Origin of the sequence: Streptomyces sp. NPDC006259 (assembly GCF_042870975.1) — a bacterium.
GTDB lineage: Bacteria > Actinomycetota > Actinomycetes > Streptomycetales > Streptomycetaceae > Streptomyces.
Genome location: NZ_JBIAHY010000003.1, coordinates 1,115,853 through 1,133,872 on the forward strand (window position 1 = coordinate 1,115,853; position 18,020 = coordinate 1,133,872).

The following is an 18,020-nucleotide window of genomic DNA, read 5'->3' on the forward strand; positions in this document are numbered from 1 at the left end:
CCGAGGGCGGCCGGCCGCGCCGTCCGGGACGCCGTATCGGCACGTCCGTCCGGAGGCGCAGCCCCGCAGCCGGATCGCCGTCGCGCGGCGGCGCCCCCTCACGCACACGCAGCAGCCCGTCACGTAGCAGACCCCCGTCCGGACGGCCGCGTCCGCCGAGCCGTTCACCGACCGCGCGCCGGGCGCGGACCGGCCGGTCGCCCCGGCCGCGCCCCGACCGCGGCCCGGTCCCGACGACACGGCCACGCCCGGCGCACCGGGAGGACGCGGGTCGGACAGCGGTGACCGGCAGGTCGAGGAGGCGGACCAGGGTGCGCAGGACCCCGTCGTCGTTGTCGGAGGGTGCCCGGCGGCGGGCGCAGCCCCTCCTCGGCGTCCACGCGGACGGCGCCCCGGAGAAGCGCACCCGGCCGGCCCTCCCGAGACGGCCTTGACCTGCCGGTTCCCGCGCGGAACGGTGTCCGGGGGGTTTGATCCGGCGGATCGGGTCAACCGGTTAGCCATGACCCAGTCGACGCGGGAGACGGAACGGAAGTACGAGGTGCCGGCATCGGGCGGGATCCCCCGCCTGCCGGCACTGACCGGCGCGGGCACCGGCTGGTCACTCGTCGACGGGGGCGCCCACGACCTCGACGCCGTGTACTACGACACCCCCGACCTGCGTCTGCTCGGCGCCCGCGCGACCCTGCGCCGCCGCACGGGCGGCCCCGACGCCGGCTGGCACCTGAAACTGCCGCTGGACGACGACACCCGCGAGGAGATCCGCGCACCCCTGGGGACGAACGATCACGGCAACCCGGACGACGTCCCGGACAGCCTGCGCGACCTGGTCCTCTCCCGGACCCGCGGCGTCCGCCTCGAACCGGTGGTCCGCCTGCGCACCGAACGGACCGTGCGCGAACTGGTCGACGCCGACGGCGCCCTCCTCGCCGAGCTGACCCTGGACCGGGTCCGCGCCGACTCGCTGCGGGGCGACCGCGGGCACGCCGACTGGACCGAGCTGGAGGTCGAAGCGGTCGCCGAGGACACCGCCCGCACCGTCCTCGGACGCGTGGAGAAGGCGCTCCGCAAGGAGGGCTTCACCCGCTCGGCGGCCCCGTCCAAGGCGGCCCGGGCCCTGACCGAGACCGCACCCGGCACGGTGGCGGCCCCGCGGACCCCCGCCGGCACCGCACCCCGCACCGCCGGCGAGCACGTGCTGGCCTACCTGGCCGAACAGGCCCGAGCCGTCGTGGACCTCGACCCGGCGGTACGGCGGGGCCTGCCGGACTCGGTGCACGGGATGCGCGTCGCCTGCCGCCGACTGCGCAGCTGCCTGCGCTCCTACCGCCCCCTCCTCGACGCCGAGGTCACCGAGCCGGTCCGGGCCGAACTGAAGTGGCTCGGCGGCGAACTGGGCGCCGAACGCGACCACGAGGTACTGCTGCTCCGGTTGCGCGGCGGCGTCGACGCCCTGCCCGGCGAACTGGTCCTCGGCCCGGTCTCCGCCCGGCTCCAGGCCTGGGACGCCGCCCGCGCGGCCGAAGCCCGCGACCGGACCCTGGCGGCACTGTCCTCCCCCCGTTACGTGGCCCTCCTGGAGGCCCTGGACCGGCTCACCGGCCATCCGCCGCTGCGCCCGAAGGCCGCCCGGAAGGCGGCCAAGGTCCTGCCCGCGGCGCTCGTGAAGGAGCACGACCGCCTGGCCCGCCGCGTCGAGCGCGCCCTGCGGACGCCTCCCGGCCCCGAGCGCGACGCCGCCCTCCACCAGGCCCGCAAGGCGGCCAAACGCGTCCGCTACGCGGCCGAGGCGGCCCGCCCGGCCCTCGGCGGCCCCGCGAAACGCCTCGGCAGGCGCGGCAAGGCCGTGCAGACGGCGCTCGGCGATCACCACGACAGCGTCGTGGCCCGCGAGGCCCTGCGCCGCCAGGCCGTCGCGGCCCACCGGGCCGGCGAACCCGGATTCACCTGGGGTCTGCTGTACGGCCGGGAGCAGGCCGGGGCCGCCGACCGCGAACGGGAGCTGCCGGGGTTGTGCCGGGCCGCCACGCGCGGCGGCCTGCGCGAGGCGCTGCGCTCCTGACCCGCCGGGAGCCGACGCGCGAAGAGGCCCGCGCCCGCACCGTGCGGACACGGTGCGGGCGCGGGCTTCGGAACCGCCGGACGGAGCGCTAGGAGGCGTCGGTCACGTCCGTGACCCGCCAGCGCTGGTTGGAGCCGGAGTTGGGCTGCCAGGTCGTGACCGCGGCGCCCTCGTTCGTCGCCTGGCCGCCGACCTCCAGGACCCGGCTGGTCGCCGGGTTCACCAGGGTCCAGGTGCCGTCACCGGTGGTCGACATGACCCACTCGGTCGCCGGGTCGCGCTCTCCCGTGTCGGGCTCGACCACGGGGACGTTGTCGCGGACGGCCAGCCGCTTGCCCTCGGCCGGGTTGGCGAACACGTACCGCTGGCGGGCGCCGGTCTCGCCGTACCGGGCGTCGAGCCGCCACTGCTGGGCGGTGCCGCCGGTGCCGGTGCCGAGGACCAGGCTCGTGCCGTTCGGGGCCACGGTGACCGCCTTGCCGCTCTGCACGCCGGTCAGCGTGTAGGTGTGGCCCTTGCGGATCAGCGGGGCGTCCTTCGCCACCCCGGACACGCCCTTGACGGCGAAGGAGGTCACCGACTGGGCGGGCACGGTGAAGGTGGCCCTGCGGTCGCTGACCGCCACCGGCGCCTGCGGCTGGAGCTTGCCGTCGGCGCTGGTCACCACCGGGGTCACGGTCGCGTTCCTGGCGACCTTGCGGAACTTCGACAGGTCGATGGTGACGGTGCGGGCCTCGGCCGTGCTGTTGACGTGGACGAGCGAGGCGCCCTTGCCGTCCGCGGTGACGGCGGCGGCGCTGGAGGTGTCGTCCACCTTGATCAGCTTGTCGCCGGGCTTGATGAAGTGCGTGAAGTTGCGGGCGGTGTCGAACTTGGTGTTGGTGTGGATCGGGCAGGACGCGAGCGTGTCCTTCGAGGTGCAGCTGAACGGGAGCTGGATGCTGCCCCAGTTGCCGCCCTTCGCGGACTCGCCGCCCGGCTTCATGTTGTCGTAGTCCTCGACCGGCTGCCAGAACACCCAGGCCCTGGGCTCCAGTTCACGGAGGTCGTTGACCATCTGCTGGGCGAGACCGAGCCCCGGACGCATGTCGGTGAAGCTCTGGCCGTCGCCCCAGTCGCCCTCGACCTCGCTCATCCACAGCGGCTTGTCGGCCGCCTTGGCCAGGTCCCGCACGGCCGTGCGCTGACCGGTGCCGTAGGTGTGGACGTTCATCTGGTCGACGAGGTCACGGGAGGCCTGCGAGTAGGAGTTCCAGTTCGTCGCGAAGATGCCCGGGTTGGTCTCGTCCATCGCCGAGATGTCCGCCTTGACCTTCGCCTTCTTCAGCGCCGGGGCCAGGGCGGCGAGGACCTTCTGCTGGACCTGGGGGCCGATGTGGGCGCCCTCCTGACGGCCGCCGACCGGCTGGCCGTCCGCACCGAGACGGGTGCCCCAGTAGTTGGTGTTCGGCTCGTTGAACGGGTCGATCGTGTCGACCTTGATGCCCTCGGCCTTCTCCAGCCGCTTGGTCGCACCCGCCAGATAGGCGGCGAAGTCGTCGACGGACTCGGGCTTGAGCTGCTCGGCGCTGGAGTCGAACCCGCCGGAGACGTAGCCGCTGACGGTCATGAACCACGGCGGGGAGTTGCTGAACGTCTCCCAGTGGTCGATGTCGTTCTTGATCCGGTCGACCCACCAGCGCTGGTTGGCGTCGGCGTCCTTGTTCCAGTCGGCCGGGTCGTCGGCGCTCCACCAGTCGGTGTCCGTGCGGGTGGTGCCCGCGGGCGCCTTCCACCAGCCCTCGACCGCGCCGCCGGCGCGCAGGTAGTCCTTGACGTCCGGGGCGTTGCCGCCGCCGATGTTGTACCGGGCGATGTTGAGCGCCAGCCCGTCGTCGCCGAAGAGGAGCTTCGCCAGCTTCTCCCGTATCTCCGGCGGGTAGTCGCCGGTCGCGTTGGCGAACCAGACGAGGCTGGTGCCCCAGCCCTCGAACCTCTCCTGCTGGTACGACGGGTCGGGCTGCACGGTCACGGACGCGGCGGCCTCGGCCTGCGCCGGAACGGCGAGCAGGGCGGCCCCCGTGGCCAGCGCGGTCAGTCCGGCGGCCCCGAGGGTCCGTCCGGTACGGGTACGGCGTGCCATCTGTTCTCCCAACTGCGGTGCGGTCGCTGCATGGGCCCCTCCCGCCGAGGAGCGGGAGGGGATGGCCCCCGGCACGGGTGCGTGGCGTGCCGAGGAGTGGTGCGGGGTGGAGGTGCGCGCCCGGCTCGACGGGCGGCGCGTCTCAGCCGGCGGGCCGGCGCGGTACGGCTCTCAGCCGGCGGCCTGGCGCAGTACGGCGACCTCGCGCGGCCCGAGCACCAGAGCGCCGTCGGTGCCGCGGGTGCCGACCAGGACGTCCCCGGAGACCCCGGTGACGGGAACCGTGTCGTCGGTGCGGTTGACCAGGAACAGGAACCGTCCCTGGTCCCCGCGCCGGACGGTCAGTTCGACCCGCCCGCGTGCCTCCCCCACCAGCTCGCCGGCGACCCCGGCCGGCTCCAGCAGCCGCGGCAGCAGCGAGGTGAGCCCCTCGACGCCGAGGCGGGTGGAGACGTAGGACGCCGAACCCTCGCCCGTGGGGCGGCGGGTGACGGCGGGGCGCCCCGCCTGCGCGCCCGTGCGGTAGCGGGACAGGACCTCGGTGTCGGTGTCGGCGACGCTGATCTGGTCGGTCCACAGGGTGCCCGTGGTGCCGTCGTCCAGGTCCACGCTCTCCCCGGCCGTCAGCGGTGCGAACTCCTCGACGCGGATGCCGAGCAGCTCGCGCAGGGCGCCCGGATAGCCGCCCAGCCAGACGTGGTCGTGCTCGTCGACGACGCCGGAGAAGTACGTGGTGATCAGGTGGCCGCCCCGCTCGGCGTACCGCGTCAGCTCCTTCGCCAGCTCGGCGGGCACCATGTGCAGCACCGGCGCGATCAGCACCTGGTGCCGGGAGAGGTCGGCGCGGGTGGTGACGAGGTCGGCGCGGACGCCGAGGGCGAGGAGCGCCGAGTACCAGTCGAGCGCCTCCTGCCGGTAGTCGAGCAGCGAGGTGGGGTGCGAGTCCTGCTCGCTGGCCCACCACGACTCCCAGTCGTACAGGACGCCGACCCGGGCGCTCTCCCGCTCGGTCCCGGCGACCGGCGCGAGGGTCCTCAGGGTGGCGCCGAGCGCCGCCACGGCGCGGAACAGGTCGCTGTCCGCGCCGGCGTGCGGGACCATCGCCGAGTGGTACTTCTCGGCGCCGGCCGCGGACTGCCGCCACTGGAAGAAGCACACCGCGTCCGCGCCGTGCGCCACGTGCAGCAGCGCGTCGCGGGCGAGGTCGCCGGGCCGCTTGGCCACGTTGACCGGCTGCCAGTTCACGGCGCTGGTGGAGTGCTCCATCAGGAACCAGGGCCGCCCGCCGGCGATGCCGCTGACGAGGTTCGCCGAGAAGGACAGCTCGTCGCGGTCCTGCGGTCCGGGGTGGACGTAGTGGTCGTTGGAGACGAAGTCGATCTCCTCCGCCCAGTCCGGGTAGTTCATGCCTTTGGTGCCGCCCATCACCATGAAGTTGGTGGTGACCGGAACGTCGGGCGTCAGCTCGCGCAGGACCTCCCGCTCGGCGCGCAGGTAGTCCTTGAGCGCGTCGGAGGAGAAGCGCTTGAAGTCAAGCTGCTGCGTCGGGTTGGGGTGCGAGGCGGCCAGCCGCGGCGGCAGGATCTGCTCCCAGTCGCTGTAGCGCTGCGACCAGAACGCCGTGCCCCACGCGTGGTTGAGGGCCTCCAGCGTGCCGTAGCGGGCGCGCAGCCAGCCGCGGAAGGCGCGGGCCGCGTCGTCGGAGTAGTCGTAGACGTTGTGGCAGCCCAGCTCGTTGGAGATGTGCCAGGCCACCAGCGCGGGGTGGTCCTTGTACCGGGCCGCCAGCTCCCGCACCAGCCGCAGGGCGTGCTCGCGGAAGACGGGGGAGGTGGGCCGCCAGTGCTGGCGGGCGCCCGGCCACACCGTCTCGCCGCTCGCCGTCACCGGCAGGATCTCCGGGTGGGCGGTGGTCAGCCAGGGCGGCGGGGAGGCGGTCGCGGTGGCCAGGTCGACGCCGATGCCGCCGGCGTGCAGAAGGTCCATGACCTCGTCGAGCCAGCCGAAGTCCCAGGTGTCCTGGTCCGGCTGGATCCGGGCCCAGGAGAAGATCGCCACGGACACCACGGTGACGCCGGCCTCGCGCATCAGCCGTACGTCCTCCTCCCACACGTCCCGGGGCCACTGCTCGGGGTTGTAGTCGGCGCCGTAGGCCAGACGCGGGGCGGAGTCACCGTCCGCCCCGCGGCGGCGGGAGTGGAGGGTGGAGATCATGGCGGTCCTTCCGGGGTGTGGTGCACGGGGGCGGCGCGGAGATCGCCCGCGCCGCCCTGCGTCTGTCGCTGTCCTACTTCTCGACGGTGAAGCCCTGCTCCTCGCCGTACTTCACCGAGGCGTCCTGCCAGGCCTTCAGACCGTCCGAGAGCTTGGTCCCGGAGACGTAGGCCTTGCCGACGGTGTCGTTGAAGATCGAGTTGGCGTACTGCTGGAACGGCAGGTACGACCAGTCGTCGGCGACGTTCGCGGCGGACTCGGCGAAGATCTTGTTCGCCTCCTGGCCACCGAAGTAGTCGAACTTGGTGCTCTGGAACTCGGCGGACTGCAGCTCCGCCGTGGTGGCCGGGAAGGCGCCCTGCTTGACACGGGTCTGCACGCCGGCACCGGAGTTCGCGTACTCGACGAAGGCGTACGCGAGTTCCTTGTTCTTGCCGAGCGACGGGAGGGTCAGCGAACTGCCGCCGTTCTCCGCGCTGGCCTTGTCGCCCTTGGTCCACGCCGGCATCGGCGCCGCGCGCCAGTCACCGGCCGCGTTCGGCACACCGGTGACGAAGTTGGCGGGCATCCAGGCGCCGGTGGTCAGGGTGGCGATGGTGCCGTCGCCCAGGCCCTTGTACCAGTCGTCGGTCCAGCCGTTGATCGGCGAGACGAGCTTCTCGTCGATGAGCTGCTGCCAGGTGTCCGTGTACTTCTTGGCGCCCGCGTCGTTGAAGTCGATCTTCACGTTGGTGCCGTCGACCTTGTAGGGGCGCGAACCGGCCTGCCACAGCAGGCTGGTGGTGAAGCCCGCGTCACCGGCGTCGTTGGCGATGTAGACCTTGGGGTCGGCCTTGTGCAGCGCCCGCGCGGCGTCGACGTACTCGTCCCAGGTGGTGGGGACGGCGATCTTGTACTTGTCGAAGACCTTCTTGTTGTAGAACATCGCCATCGGGCCGGAGTCCATCGGCAGGCCGTAGACCGCCTTGTCCTCGGTGACGGCGTTCCACGGGCCCGGCGTGTACTTGGACGCCAGCTTGTCGGCGCCGAAGGGGACCAGGTCGGACAGGCCCTTGGTGAGCGCGTACTGGCTCACCGCGAAGTACTCGACCTGCGCGACGTCCGGGACGCCCTTCTCGGCCGAGATGGCGTTCGACAGCGCGGTGTAGTGCTTGTCGCCCGACCGCTCGCTGACCAGCTTGATCTTGACCTTGGGGTACTTCTTCTCGAAGTCGGCGGCGACCGTCTTCAGCGTGGGCTCCCAGGCCCACACCGTCACGGTGCCGCCCTTCTTCAGGGCCGCCTGGATGTCCGAGGCGGAGACCGCCTTGCCGGCGGAGTCGTCGTCCGAGCCGCCGCAGGCGGTGGCGCCCAGGGCGAGGGTGGACAGGAGGGCGATGCCGCGGAGCAGGCGGCTGGTCTTTCTGCGCATGGAGGTGCTTCCACTTCTTCGTGGTGGGGCGGGGTGAGGGTGGTGGTGCGCGGTGTGGGGCTGAACGTGGGGCTTGGGGCGCGGCCCGGGGGCCGCGGGATCACTCCTTGACGCTGCCCGCGGCGAGACCCGACTGCCAGTACTTCTGGAGCAGCAGGAACGCGGCGATGAGCGGCAGGATGGTGAGCAGCGAACCGGTGATCACCAGGTTGAAGATGACGTCGCCGCCGATGGTCTCGGCCTGCGAGTTCCACGCGCTCAGACCGAGCGTCAGCGGATACCAGTCCGAGTCCTTGAGCATGATCAGCGGCAGGAAGTAGTTGTTCCAGGTGGCGACCGTGGTGAACAGCAGCACGGTCACGATGCCGGGGGCGAGCAGCGGCAGGGCCACCGTGAAGAAGGTGCGCGCCTCGCCGGCCCCGTCGATGCGGGCGGCCTCGAGGAGTTCGGTGGGGATGGCCTCGGTGGCGAACACCCACATCAGGTACAGGCCGAACGGCGAGACCAGGGAAGGGATGATCACCGCCCACGGGGTGTCCGTCAGGCCCATCTTGCTGAACATCAGGAAGGTGGGCACCGCCAGGGCCGTCCCCGGGACCGCCACCGCGCCGATGACCGTGGCGAAGATGCCGCGCTTGCCGGGGAAGTCGAACTTCGCCAGCGCGTAACCGCCGAGCACCGCGAGGAAGGTGGCCCCGCCGGCGCCGAGCACCACGTACAACAGGGTGTTCAGCAGCCAGCGCGTGAACACGCCGTCGTCGTAGGTGAACGTGGAACGGATGTTGTCCCACAGCGCGAAGTCGTCGGCGAACCACATGCCGGACGAGTCGGCCAGACCGGCCTGCGTCTTGGTGGCGTTGATGGCCAGCCAGATCAGCGGTACGACGGTGTAGAGGACGATCAGCGAGGTCAGCACCGTCAGCAGCACACTGCGCCGGGGCTTCCCGGCGGAGGGCTTGCGCGGCTTGCGCAGCCGCGGGGCCTTCGGGCCGGGACCCGAGGTCTTCGCGGGTGCGGACGGGGAGGCGGTGGTGAGAGGGCTGCTCATCGGGTCACGCTCCCTTGCGCATGCCGCGCAGCTGCACGACGTAGGCGATCACCATCGTGATCAGGCCCATGATGATGGCCACCGTCGCGGAGTAGTTGTGCTGCTGGCCGTTGAAGGACAGCGAGTACGTGTAGAAGTTCGGCGTGTAGTCGGTGGTGATGGCGTTGCGGGCCAGTGGCCGCAGGATGTTCGGCTCGTTGAACAGCTGGAAGCTGCCGATGATGGAGAAGATCGTCGCGATGACGAGGGCGCCCCGGATCGCGGGCAGCTTGATCGCGGTGATCACGCGGATCTGTCCGGCGCCGTCGATCTCGGCCGCCTCGTACAGCGAGTGCGGGATGACCCGCAGCGCCGAGTAGAAGATCAGCATGTTGTAGCCGACGAACTCCCAGGTGACGATGTTGCCGATGGACGCGAGCACCAGGTCGGGGGAGAGCGGGTCGGGCAGCGAGACGCCGAACGCCTCGTTGACGTCACCGACGAGGCCGTACTTCGTGCCGTACATGAAGCCCCACATGAGGGTGGCGACCACGGCGGGCACCGCGTACGGCAGGAAGATCGTGATGCGGAAGAAGCTCTTGCCGTAGAGCCGGCCGCTGTCCAGCGCCAGCGCCACCAGCAGGGCGATGCCCAGCATGATCGGCACCTGGATGGCCAGGAACAGCGACACCCGCCCGAGCGCGCCCCAGAACTGGTCGTCCTTGAGCGCCTGCGAGTAGTTGTCGAGGCCGACGAAGCGCGTGCCGCCGATGAGCTGGTCGCGGAAGAGGCTGAGGTAGATCGAATACACGATCGGGGCCAGGAAGACCAGGGCGAACACGGCCACGAAGGGACCGATGAAACCCCAGCCCGTCCACGAGCGGCGGTCCCGTTTCGCCGGAGGGGGCGCCGGCCGCGGCTCGGCGGCCACCGGCGGTTGCAGCGTCGTCATGTCGTTCCTCGCTCATCCAGTCCTGGAGCCCGCGGTGCCGCGCCGACGTGCCGTGCGCACCGCCACGATGTTTGCGTAAACATCAGCCACCGCGAAGAGTCGGCCTGCTGTTATGTTTACGTAAACATCTGATGGCGGCATGTCTACACTGCCCCGATAACCATGGTCAAGGGTCATCTGAGGAGACCCTGGAAGCTGCGGCGACAGAAAGAGGGGGGCAACGCGTGGAGATGGCTGAAAGAGCCCCGGCGAACGGAGCCGGGACGGCCATGGGCCCGGCCGGGGGCGCTCCGGAGCCGGGCAGCGCGGTGCGACGCGCTCGCGGCCGTGGCCGGACCACCGCCTCGATGGCGGACGTGGCGCGCCTGGCGGGCGTGTCCTCGCAGACGGTCTCCCGGGTCTCCAACGGCTACGCCGGTGTGAACGAGGAGACCCGGCGACAGGTCCTCGCCGCCATGAAGGAGCTGGGCTACCGGCCCAACAGCGCGGCCCGTGCCCTCAAGCGCGGCGAGTTCCGCACGATAGGCGTGATCACCTTCACGCTCTCCACGACCGGCAACGTGCGCACCCTGGAGGCCATCGCGACCTCCGCCGCCGCCGAGGGCTACGCGGTGACGCTGCTGCCGGTCGCCGTGCCGACCCAGGACGAGGTGCGCGGCGCGTTCTCCCGCCTCGAGGAACTCGCCGTCGACGCGGTCATCGTCATCATGGAGGTCCACCTGCTGGACGCGGCGACGGTCACCCTGCCGCCGCACGTCCAGGTCGTGGTCGTCGACTCCGACGCCGGCAGCCACTACACCGTCGTCGACACCGACCAGTCCGGCGGCACCCGCACCGCCGTCCAACACCTCCTGGACCTGGGCCACCTGACGGTCTGGCACCTGGCGGGGCCCGAGGACTCCTTCGCCGCCCAGCGCCGCGCCGACGCCTGGCGCGGAGCGCTCACCGACGCGGGCCGTCCCACGCCGCCCCTCGTCCGCGGGGACTGGTCGGCCGAGTCGGGCTACCGCGCCGGTCTCGACCTCGCGGCCCGCGAGGAGTGCACCGCCGTCTTCGCGGCCAACGACCAGATGGCCCTCGGCCTGTTGCGCGCCCTGCACGAACGCGGGCGGCGCGTCCCCGAGGACGTCAGCGTGATCGGCTTCGACGACATCCCGGAGGCCGGCTCCTTCCTGCCTCCGCTGACCACCCTCCACCAGGACTTCGCCGAGGTCGGCCGCCTCTGCGTGCAGGCCGTCCTGCGCAAGATGCGCCGGGACGGCCCGCAGCGCGGCACGACGCTCGTACCGACCCGGCTGGTCGTCCGCTCCAGCACGGCGCCGCCGCCGGGCGTCGCCCGCGTCGGGGAGCTGCCGCCGGCCGGGGGACCGGGGGAGCGCTGAGCCCAGCGGGGCGGGGCCGGGGACCCGGAGAGCGCTGAGCCCAGCGGGGCGGGGCCGGAGTGAGACCCCGGAGCGCGGGGTGTCCCGCGAGGGTGCCGGCGTGGAGGGGGGTGGCGTTACAGGCGTCACCCCCGCCTACAGGCGTCACCCCCGCCTACAGGCGCCCGGCGGGCCGTCCCCCCTACACCAGGTCAAGTTCCCGGTGCCGTTCACCCACCGCGCGGGCCGCCGTGCGCCAGGCGACCGTGACGGCGGTGCGGGCGGCCGCCGTGCCCGTGTGGGCCTCCGCGGGGAGTCGCAGGGGGGCGCCCACGTGGACGTGGAAGTGGGGGCGGCGTACCGGTGCGGTGAGAGCGCCCGCCATCTGCTTGGCCGTCGAGCCCGAGGAGATCCGGCGGGCGCCGACGTGGCCCACCGGCACCACCAGCGCGCCGGACACCCGCGCGAGCCGGGCGAGTCCGGTGCGGAACGCCTCCGGCGGGCCCGGGGCGGCGTCCTTGCGGGCCGGCAGGCCGCCCTCCCCGTAGAGCAGCACGTGCCGGCCCCCGGCGAGCGCCTCGGCCGCGGCGTCGAGGGCGTTCGCGGCGCGCGCCGAGCGGCGGTGGACGGGGATGTGGCCCTCGCGGGCCAGCGCCCGCCCGAGCACCGGTACCCGCCACAGCCCCGCGGTCGCCATCACCACCGGCTCCAGCCCCAGCCCGCGCAGCGCGGCCAGGACGACCGCGGGGTCGGCCAGGGAGTCGTGGTTGGCCGCGAAGATGGTGCCCGCGGACAGACGCATGCGCAGTTCACTGGTCACGGTGAGGCGCCCGAACAAGGGCACCAGGGAGGAGGCGGCGCGGGTCAGCACGGCGGGCCCTTTCCGGTGGGGAGGGAGAGTGCGCCCAGTCTCGTGGCGGCACGGCCACCGCGCCTGAGTACGCCTACTCAGACAGCCGTACGATCTCTTGCGGATTCCGCCGTGTTCGCGGCCCGGTCGGGGGCATCCGCACAACGACGGACCCGACCGGGCCGACACCGGTACCCACTACCCCCCGAAGGGACGGACATCGTGCTGGCCATCATCGCGGCGGTGGCGTTCTTCATCGCCTTTCTGATCAATGCGGCGGAGATCTCGACCAACGACACGTTCACCTCCACCAACATCATGCTGCTCGGCCTGACTCTGCTAGCCCTCCACGTGGCCGGCATCGGCGCCGGCTGGTCGGCGCGCGGCCGCAGACGCTGAGGGAAAGGCCGGTCGGGCCCGTCCCCGCTGTCCGGGGGCGGGCCCTCGCGGAGTCGGACCTCGGACAGCGGCGCGCCGAGGACGGGCGGCAGCGCCGTCGACCGCCGTACCCGCGCTCCCGTGACGCCCTGCCGACCAGTGGGTCCGGTCACCTTCCGGTGGCCGGGCGGACTCGGGGTAGGCGGAAGGGAACCCAGGAAAGGATCGTCATGACGACCTACGTGATCAGCGTCCCCGGCACCTTCACCACCGGCGTCGACGCGGACACCCGGTCCCGGATCAGCCGCTCCCTGAGTCCGGCCGACCCGCACCGCACGCAGATGGGCAACAGCGAGGACCTCGACGCGCTCTCCCTGAACGACGACGACACGTTCACCATCCGGCTGACCGTGGAGGCGGACACCGCGCCGCACGCCGAGGAGAGCGCGCGACTGCTCGCCCAGTCGGCCCTGCGCGACTCCGGGCTGGACGAGAGCGACGCTCCGCTGGGACCGGCGGCGGTCACCGGCATCGACTCCGACGTCTGAGCCCCGCCGGGCGCGGCAGGCGCCGGCACGGCTTGGGAACGTCTGCCGGGCGCGGAAGGCGCCGGTACGGCATCCGGGAAACGTCTGCCGGGTGCGGAAGGTCGCGCGAACCGCTGCCGGGAACATCCGCCGAGCGCGGGGCCCCGGAACCGCCTCGGGGGAACGTCCTTCGAGCCCGATCGGCCCCGGAACCGCTTGGGAAGCGTCCGCCGAGCGCGGAAGGCGTGCGAAGCCGCTCTCCGGGACGTCTGTCGCGAGCCGCGCCGGGCACCCGCAGGACCACGACCACAGGGAGACAGGGAGGACATCGTGAGCGAATACCGAGAGCACAGCGTCCCGACCGCCGGACACACCCCGGACGACGACCTGACCGGCTACCAGGTGGACGCCAGGGACGGCCATGCGGGAAAGGTCAGCAAGTACTCCGCCGACCTCGGCCCGCAGTTCCTGGTCGTGCGCACCGGCGTCTGGTTCCTCGGCAAGGACGTGGTGGTCCCGGCGGACACCGTCATGGGCGTCGACCACGAGGCGCGCATCGTGCAGGTGTCCCGGACGAAGGACGAGGTCAGGTCGGCGCCCGTGTTCGACGTGGACACGTATCTCGGCGACCCCCGCCACCGCGACCAGCTCGGCGGCCGGCACGGTTCGGGTCACTGACCCCGGCGCCGCTCGGCACCCCGGCGCCGCTCGGCACCCCGGCACCCCGGCGCCGCCCGGCACCACGGTGCGGACCGGGGCGCGGACCGGGGCCCCCTCGCGGACCGGCCGTCCGACGGGGAAAGATGGGACGGCGAGCGACGGATCAATCCATGCGGAGGAACGGACCATGCAGCACGAACGAGCGGGCCGGCCGGCCGGCCCCGAGGACCTCGTCGACGTGGCCCGGCTGGTCACCGCCTACTACGCGCTGCACCCCGACCCCGCCGACCCGGCGCAGCGGGTGGCGTTCGGCACGTCCGGGCACCGCGGCTCCTCCCTGAACACGGCGTTCAACGAGGACCACATCGCCGCGACCAGCCAGGCCATCTGCGAGTACCGCACCGCGCAGGGCACCGACGGCCCCCTCTTCCTGGGCGCCGACAGCCACGCCCTGTCCGAGCCCGCCCGGGTCACCGCCCTCGAGGTGTTCGCCGCCAACGACGTGCACGTGCTCATCGACAGCGCCGACGGCTACACGCCCACCCCGGCCGTCTCGCACGCCATCCTCACCCACAACCGGGGCCGTACGGCGGGCCTCGCGGACGGCGTGGTCGTCACCCCCTCGCACAACCCGCCGGGCGACGGCGGCTTCAAGTACAACCCGCCCAGCGGCGGACCGGCCGGCTCGGACGCGACCTCCTGGGTCCAGGACCGCGCCAACGAGATCATCGCGGCCGGCCTCAAGGACGTACGCCGCGTGCCCTACCGTCGGGCGCTCGCCGCTCCGGGCACCGGCCGCCACGACTTCCTCGGCGCCTACGTCGCCGACCTGCCGGCCGTCCTGGACCTGGACGCGATCCGCGCCGCGGGCGTCCGCATCGGCGCCGACCCGCTGGGCGGGGCATCGGTCGCCTACTGGGGCCGTATCGCCGAGGAGCACCGGCTCGACCTGACCGTGGTCAACCCGCTCACCGACCCGACCTGGCGGTTCATGACGCTGGACTGGGACGGCAAGATCCGCATGGACTGCTCGTCGCCGTACGCGATGGCCTCGCTCATCGCGCAGCGGGACCGCTTCGACATCGCCACGGGCAATGACGCCGACGCCGACCGGCACGGCATCGTCACCCCGGACGCGGGCCTGATGAACCCCAACCACTACCTGGCCGCCGCCATCGCCTACCTGTACGCCCACCGGGAGCAGTGGCCCGACGGCACGGGGATCGGCAAGACGCTGGTGTCGTCGTCGATGATCGACCGGGTGGCCGCCGATCTCGGCCGCCGACTCGTCGAGGTGCCCGTCGGCTTCAAGTGGTTCGTGGACGGTCTGGTCGACGGCTCGCTCGGCTTCGGCGGGGAGGAGTCGGCCGGCGCGTCCTTCCTGCGCCGCGACGGTTCGGTGTGGACCACCGACAAGGACGGCATCATCCTGGCACTCCTCGCCTCCGAGATCACCGCCGTCACCGGGAAGACCCCGTCGGAGCAGTACGCGGCTCTCACGGCACGTTTCGGCGAACCCGCCTACGCCCGGATCGACGCCCCGGCCACCCGCGAGGAGAAGGCGCTGCTCGCCAAGCTCTCGCCCGCTCAGGTCACCGCCGACACCCTGGCGGGGGAGCCCGTCACCGGCGTCCTCACCGAGGCGCCCGGCAACGGCGCGGCCATCGGCGGCATCAAGGTCACCACCGAGAACGCGTGGTTCGCCGCCCGCCCCTCCGGCACCGAGGACGTGTACAAGATCTACGGCGAGTCCTTCCTGGGCCCCGACCACCTCCGCCAGGTGCAGGAGGAGGCCAGGGACGTGGTGATGACGGCCCTCGGCGGCTGACGCACGGGGCCGCGCCGCGGTGCGGACGACGGCGCCGCGGAACGCGCCGTCTCCCGCACCCGGCGTCGGCCACCCTTGCCGTTCGTCCGCGCGTACTCGGCGTCCGCCGTACGCGCCCTTCATCCGCCCGTACCCGACGTCAGCCACATGCGCGGCGCCTCCCGCGCCGGCCCGGTGCCACGGGCGCGCAGCGAGGGCAGGGCAGGGCAACGGGCCGTGAGGGCCGGTTCGGGGCCGGACATGCACCTCGGCAGGGCCCCGAGCGGGCGCACCGGCGGGCGTACCGGCGGGCGGCGCCACGGTGACCGGCCGACCGGCACCGACCGCCCGTCACGAGGACCTGGCCTGCGGGCAGCACGCAGGACCGGGTCACGCGCGCCTTCGACGCCCCGCCCCGCCCGCTGGTGACGGTCCCGGCCCCCGAGGTCCCGCGCTGTCGAACTCCCGGAGCATGTCGGTATCATCCAGTAAACGTAAAATGCGAGGTTCGCCCCGAAGGGGCTACCGTCCTCTCCCTCTCCGGAGTGAGCCATGTCCCGCAAGCGCCCGACGGACGACGGCGACGAGCTGCTGGCCAGGCTCGGTTCGCTCACCGCCCAGGCGCGCGAACGCGCGGAACGGCAACGGTCCCGCGTCGAACTGGCCATCGCCCTCCAGCGCGGCATGCTCCCGAGGGACCTGCCCACCGCCCGCGGCTACCGGCTCGCCGTCCGGTACGCGCCCGCCTACCACGGCCTCAACGTGGGCGGTGACTGGTACGACGCCTTCCGGATGTCCGACGGCCGCATCGGCCTGTCCATCGGCGACGTCCAGGGCCACAACATCGAGGCGACCGCCTTCATGGGCCAGGTCCGGGTCTGCCTGCGCGCCCTCGCCTCCGTCACCAGCGAGCCCGGCGAACTCCTCGCCGCCACCAACGACCTGCTGCTCTCCCTCGGCGGCGACCTCTTCGCCACGTGCACCTTCATGCGCCTCGATCCGGCGACCGGAGTGCTGGAGAGTGCCCGCGCCGGTCACATCCCGTGCGTGTGGGCCACGGCGGACGGCAGGTCCGGCGTGGCCCACGACGAGGGCGGACCGCCACTCGGCGTCCAGGAGGGGATGGAGTACCCGGTCACCCGTTACCGGCTCACCCACGGCGGGGTGTTCGTGCTGCTCACCGACGGCGTCGTGGAAGGACCGTCGATGAGCGTCGAGGAGGGCCTGGACCAGGTCGTACGCCTGGCCGGCATCGCCGCCGTCGCCGGTCTGGAGGCCCATGCCCTGGCCAACGCCGTGATGAAGGGCGCCGAGCGCGTCGGCCACGAGGACGACGCGGCCGTCCTGGTCGTCGGACACGACGGGATCCCGCACGGGTAGCACGCAGGGACCGGGGAGGACCGGGCCGGAGCGGTTGCGAAGGGACAGCGGCTCCGAAGGGGTGGGGGACCGGGATCCCGGACGGCGGGGACGGCGGGAACGGCGGGATCCCGGCCGACGGGAACCGGAATGCCGGCCGGGAAGGGCGACGCGTTAAGCCAGAGGGCCGGTCCACGCGCCTCTCGCCTCGCCGTCGGCACCGGCCCGGTGTCTGATGACTGCTGTGGTGGGTACCAGCGATCTGCGCCGGCCGGCCGTCCTCGCCGCGGAGACGGCGGCGGTCGCGGTCTGCTACTACGCGGCCGGGAAGCTGGGCCTGCTGCGCCAGCTCGTCGTCGAGGGCGCGATCTTCACCCCCATCTGGCCGCCCTCGGGCGTGGCCGTGGCGTGCCTGCTGATCCTCGGACTCCGCTGCTGGGCGGGGATCGCGCTCGGGGCGCTCCTGGTCATCCTGTCGATCACCTCGCCCGACCCGGCCCTCGTCTTCAACCTGGCGGGCAACACCGCCGCCCCCGTCTGCGCCTACCTGATGCTGCGCAGGGTGGGTTTCCGCAGCGACCTGGCCCGCCTGCGCGACGGTCTCGCCCTGGTGTTCCTGGGGGCGCTGACCGCGATGCTGCTCAGCTCGACCGTGGGCGTCGGGGTCCTCCTCGTCACCGACCGGCTGCCCGCGCACGCCTTCTGGCCCGTCTGGCTGGCCTGGTGGGTCGGCGACGCGATGGGCGTCCTGATCGTCACGCCCGTCCTGCTCGTCGTGCACGCGGCCCGCCGGCCGCCGCCCCTGACCCGCTGGAAGGAGGCCGCGGGCCTGACCGTCATCGCCGCCGCGGCGATCCCTCTGGCCACCAACAGCCGCGTCAGCCTCCTCTTCCTGGTCTATCCGCTGCTGATCTGGGCCGCCCTGCGCTTCCAGCTCGCCGGCAGCATGCTCTGCGCCCTGTTCACCTCGGTCCTGGCCACCGTCGCGGCCACCGACGGCGTCGGCCCCTTCGCGAACCTGACGCGCATGGAGGTCATGGGCAAACTGCAGGCCTTCAACGGCACGATGGCCCTGACCGCCCTCCTGCTGTCGGCCGTCATCACCGAACAGCGCAACACCCGCCGCTCGGTGGAACGGGCCTGCCAGGAACTGGTCGAGGTCCTGGAACACCTCACGGCGGGTGACGCGCCGTACGGCCGGCCGCCGAAGGACGTCGACGGCGATCCGCCCGGCGGCCCCTGAGGGGCGGGCGACATCCGGCGCGCGGGTCGGCGGACGCATGGTTAGCG

The 18,020-nt window shown here is 72.7% G+C and carries 14 protein-coding genes; 8 read left to right on the top strand and 6 right to left on the bottom strand.

The window, feature by feature from the left end; translation table 11 throughout:
- Positions 1 to 502 precede the first annotated feature (502 nt).
- Positions 503 to 2,062 (top strand): CHAD domain-containing protein, encoded by a 1,560-nt coding sequence (locus ACFYO5_RS16210; RefSeq protein ID WP_388709065.1) that lies wholly within the window; start codon positions 503 to 505, stop codon positions 2,060 to 2,062.
- An 88-nt stretch (positions 2,063 to 2,150) separates the two neighbouring features.
- Here ACFYO5_RS16210 and ACFYO5_RS16215 read toward each other — a convergent pair whose 3' ends face one another.
- The 5 genes from ACFYO5_RS16215 to ACFYO5_RS16235 all read right to left on the bottom strand — a co-directional run bounded on the left by ACFYO5_RS16215 (position 2,151) and on the right by ACFYO5_RS16235 (position 9,788).
- Positions 2,151 to 4,184 carry an RICIN domain-containing protein gene (locus tag ACFYO5_RS16215; RefSeq protein ID WP_388709067.1) on the bottom strand — a complete coding sequence of 678 codons (2,034 nt, stop codon included), beginning with the start codon at positions 4,182 to 4,184 and terminating at the stop codon, positions 2,151 to 2,153.
- 171 nt (positions 4,185 to 4,355) lie between these two features.
- On the bottom strand, positions 4,356 to 6,398 hold the full coding sequence (locus ACFYO5_RS16220; protein WP_388709069.1) for a beta-galactosidase: 2,043 nt from the start codon (positions 6,396 to 6,398) through the stop codon (positions 4,356 to 4,358).
- 73 nt (positions 6,399 to 6,471) lie between these two features.
- Entirely contained in the window at positions 6,472 to 7,809 is a 1,338-nt protein-coding gene (locus ACFYO5_RS16225) for an ABC transporter substrate-binding protein (protein WP_388709071.1), read from the bottom strand.
- A gap of 100 nt (positions 7,810 to 7,909) precedes the next feature.
- Entirely contained in the window at positions 7,910 to 8,857 is a 948-nt protein-coding gene (locus ACFYO5_RS16230) for a carbohydrate ABC transporter permease (protein ID WP_356567103.1), read from the bottom strand.
- A gap of 4 nt (positions 8,858 to 8,861) precedes the next feature.
- Positions 8,862 to 9,788, bottom strand: a complete 927-nt coding sequence (locus tag ACFYO5_RS16235) for a sugar ABC transporter permease (protein ID WP_356567102.1) — start codon at positions 9,786 to 9,788, stop codon at positions 8,862 to 8,864.
- A 347-nt stretch (positions 9,789 to 10,135) separates the two neighbouring features.
- On the opposite strand from ACFYO5_RS16235, the gene ACFYO5_RS16240 reads away from it, so the two are divergent.
- Positions 10,136 to 11,170, top strand: a complete 1,035-nt coding sequence (locus ACFYO5_RS16240) for a LacI family DNA-binding transcriptional regulator (RefSeq protein WP_356567100.1) — start codon at positions 10,136 to 10,138, stop codon at positions 11,168 to 11,170.
- A gap of 181 nt (positions 11,171 to 11,351) precedes the next feature.
- Here the strand turns inward: ACFYO5_RS16240 and ACFYO5_RS16245 are convergent, their stop codons facing one another.
- On the bottom strand, positions 11,352 to 12,020 hold the full coding sequence (locus ACFYO5_RS16245) for a lysophospholipid acyltransferase family protein (protein WP_356567098.1): 669 nt from the start codon (positions 12,018 to 12,020) through the stop codon (positions 11,352 to 11,354).
- 201 nt (positions 12,021 to 12,221) lie between these two features.
- Here ACFYO5_RS16245 and ACFYO5_RS16250 point away from each other — a divergent pair, with 201 nt between their 5' ends.
- The 6 genes from ACFYO5_RS16250 (at position 12,222) to ACFYO5_RS16275 (ending at position 17,973) form a co-directional block, all read left to right on the top strand.
- Complete coding sequence (locus ACFYO5_RS16250; RefSeq protein WP_356567097.1) at positions 12,222 to 12,398, top strand: hypothetical protein; 177 nt, start codon at positions 12,222 to 12,224, stop codon at positions 12,396 to 12,398.
- 209 nt (positions 12,399 to 12,607) lie between these two features.
- Entirely contained in the window at positions 12,608 to 12,925 is a 318-nt protein-coding gene (locus ACFYO5_RS16255) for a hypothetical protein (RefSeq protein ID WP_356567095.1), read from the top strand.
- 309 nt (positions 12,926 to 13,234) lie between these two features.
- The gene (locus tag ACFYO5_RS16260; protein WP_356567094.1) at positions 13,235 to 13,582 is read left to right on the top strand and encodes a PRC-barrel domain containing protein; all 348 of its coding nucleotides are present in this window, start codon (positions 13,235 to 13,237) and stop codon (positions 13,580 to 13,582) included.
- Positions 13,583 to 13,751: 169 nt separating this feature from the next.
- Positions 13,752 to 15,392: a phosphoglucomutase (alpha-D-glucose-1,6-bisphosphate-dependent) gene (gene pgm, locus ACFYO5_RS16265; protein WP_388709075.1), complete on the top strand. Its 1,641-nt coding sequence runs from the start codon at positions 13,752 to 13,754 to the stop codon at positions 15,390 to 15,392.
- Between the two features lie 531 nt (positions 15,393 to 15,923).
- Positions 15,924 to 16,751, top strand: coding sequence for a PP2C family protein-serine/threonine phosphatase (locus ACFYO5_RS16270; protein WP_388709077.1), 828 nt, complete (start codon positions 15,924 to 15,926; stop codon positions 16,749 to 16,751).
- Positions 16,752 to 16,965: 214 nt separating this feature from the next.
- Entirely contained in the window at positions 16,966 to 17,973 is a 1,008-nt protein-coding gene (locus ACFYO5_RS16275) for an MASE1 domain-containing protein (RefSeq protein WP_388709079.1), read from the top strand.
- Positions 17,974 to 18,020: the final 47 nt, after the last annotated feature.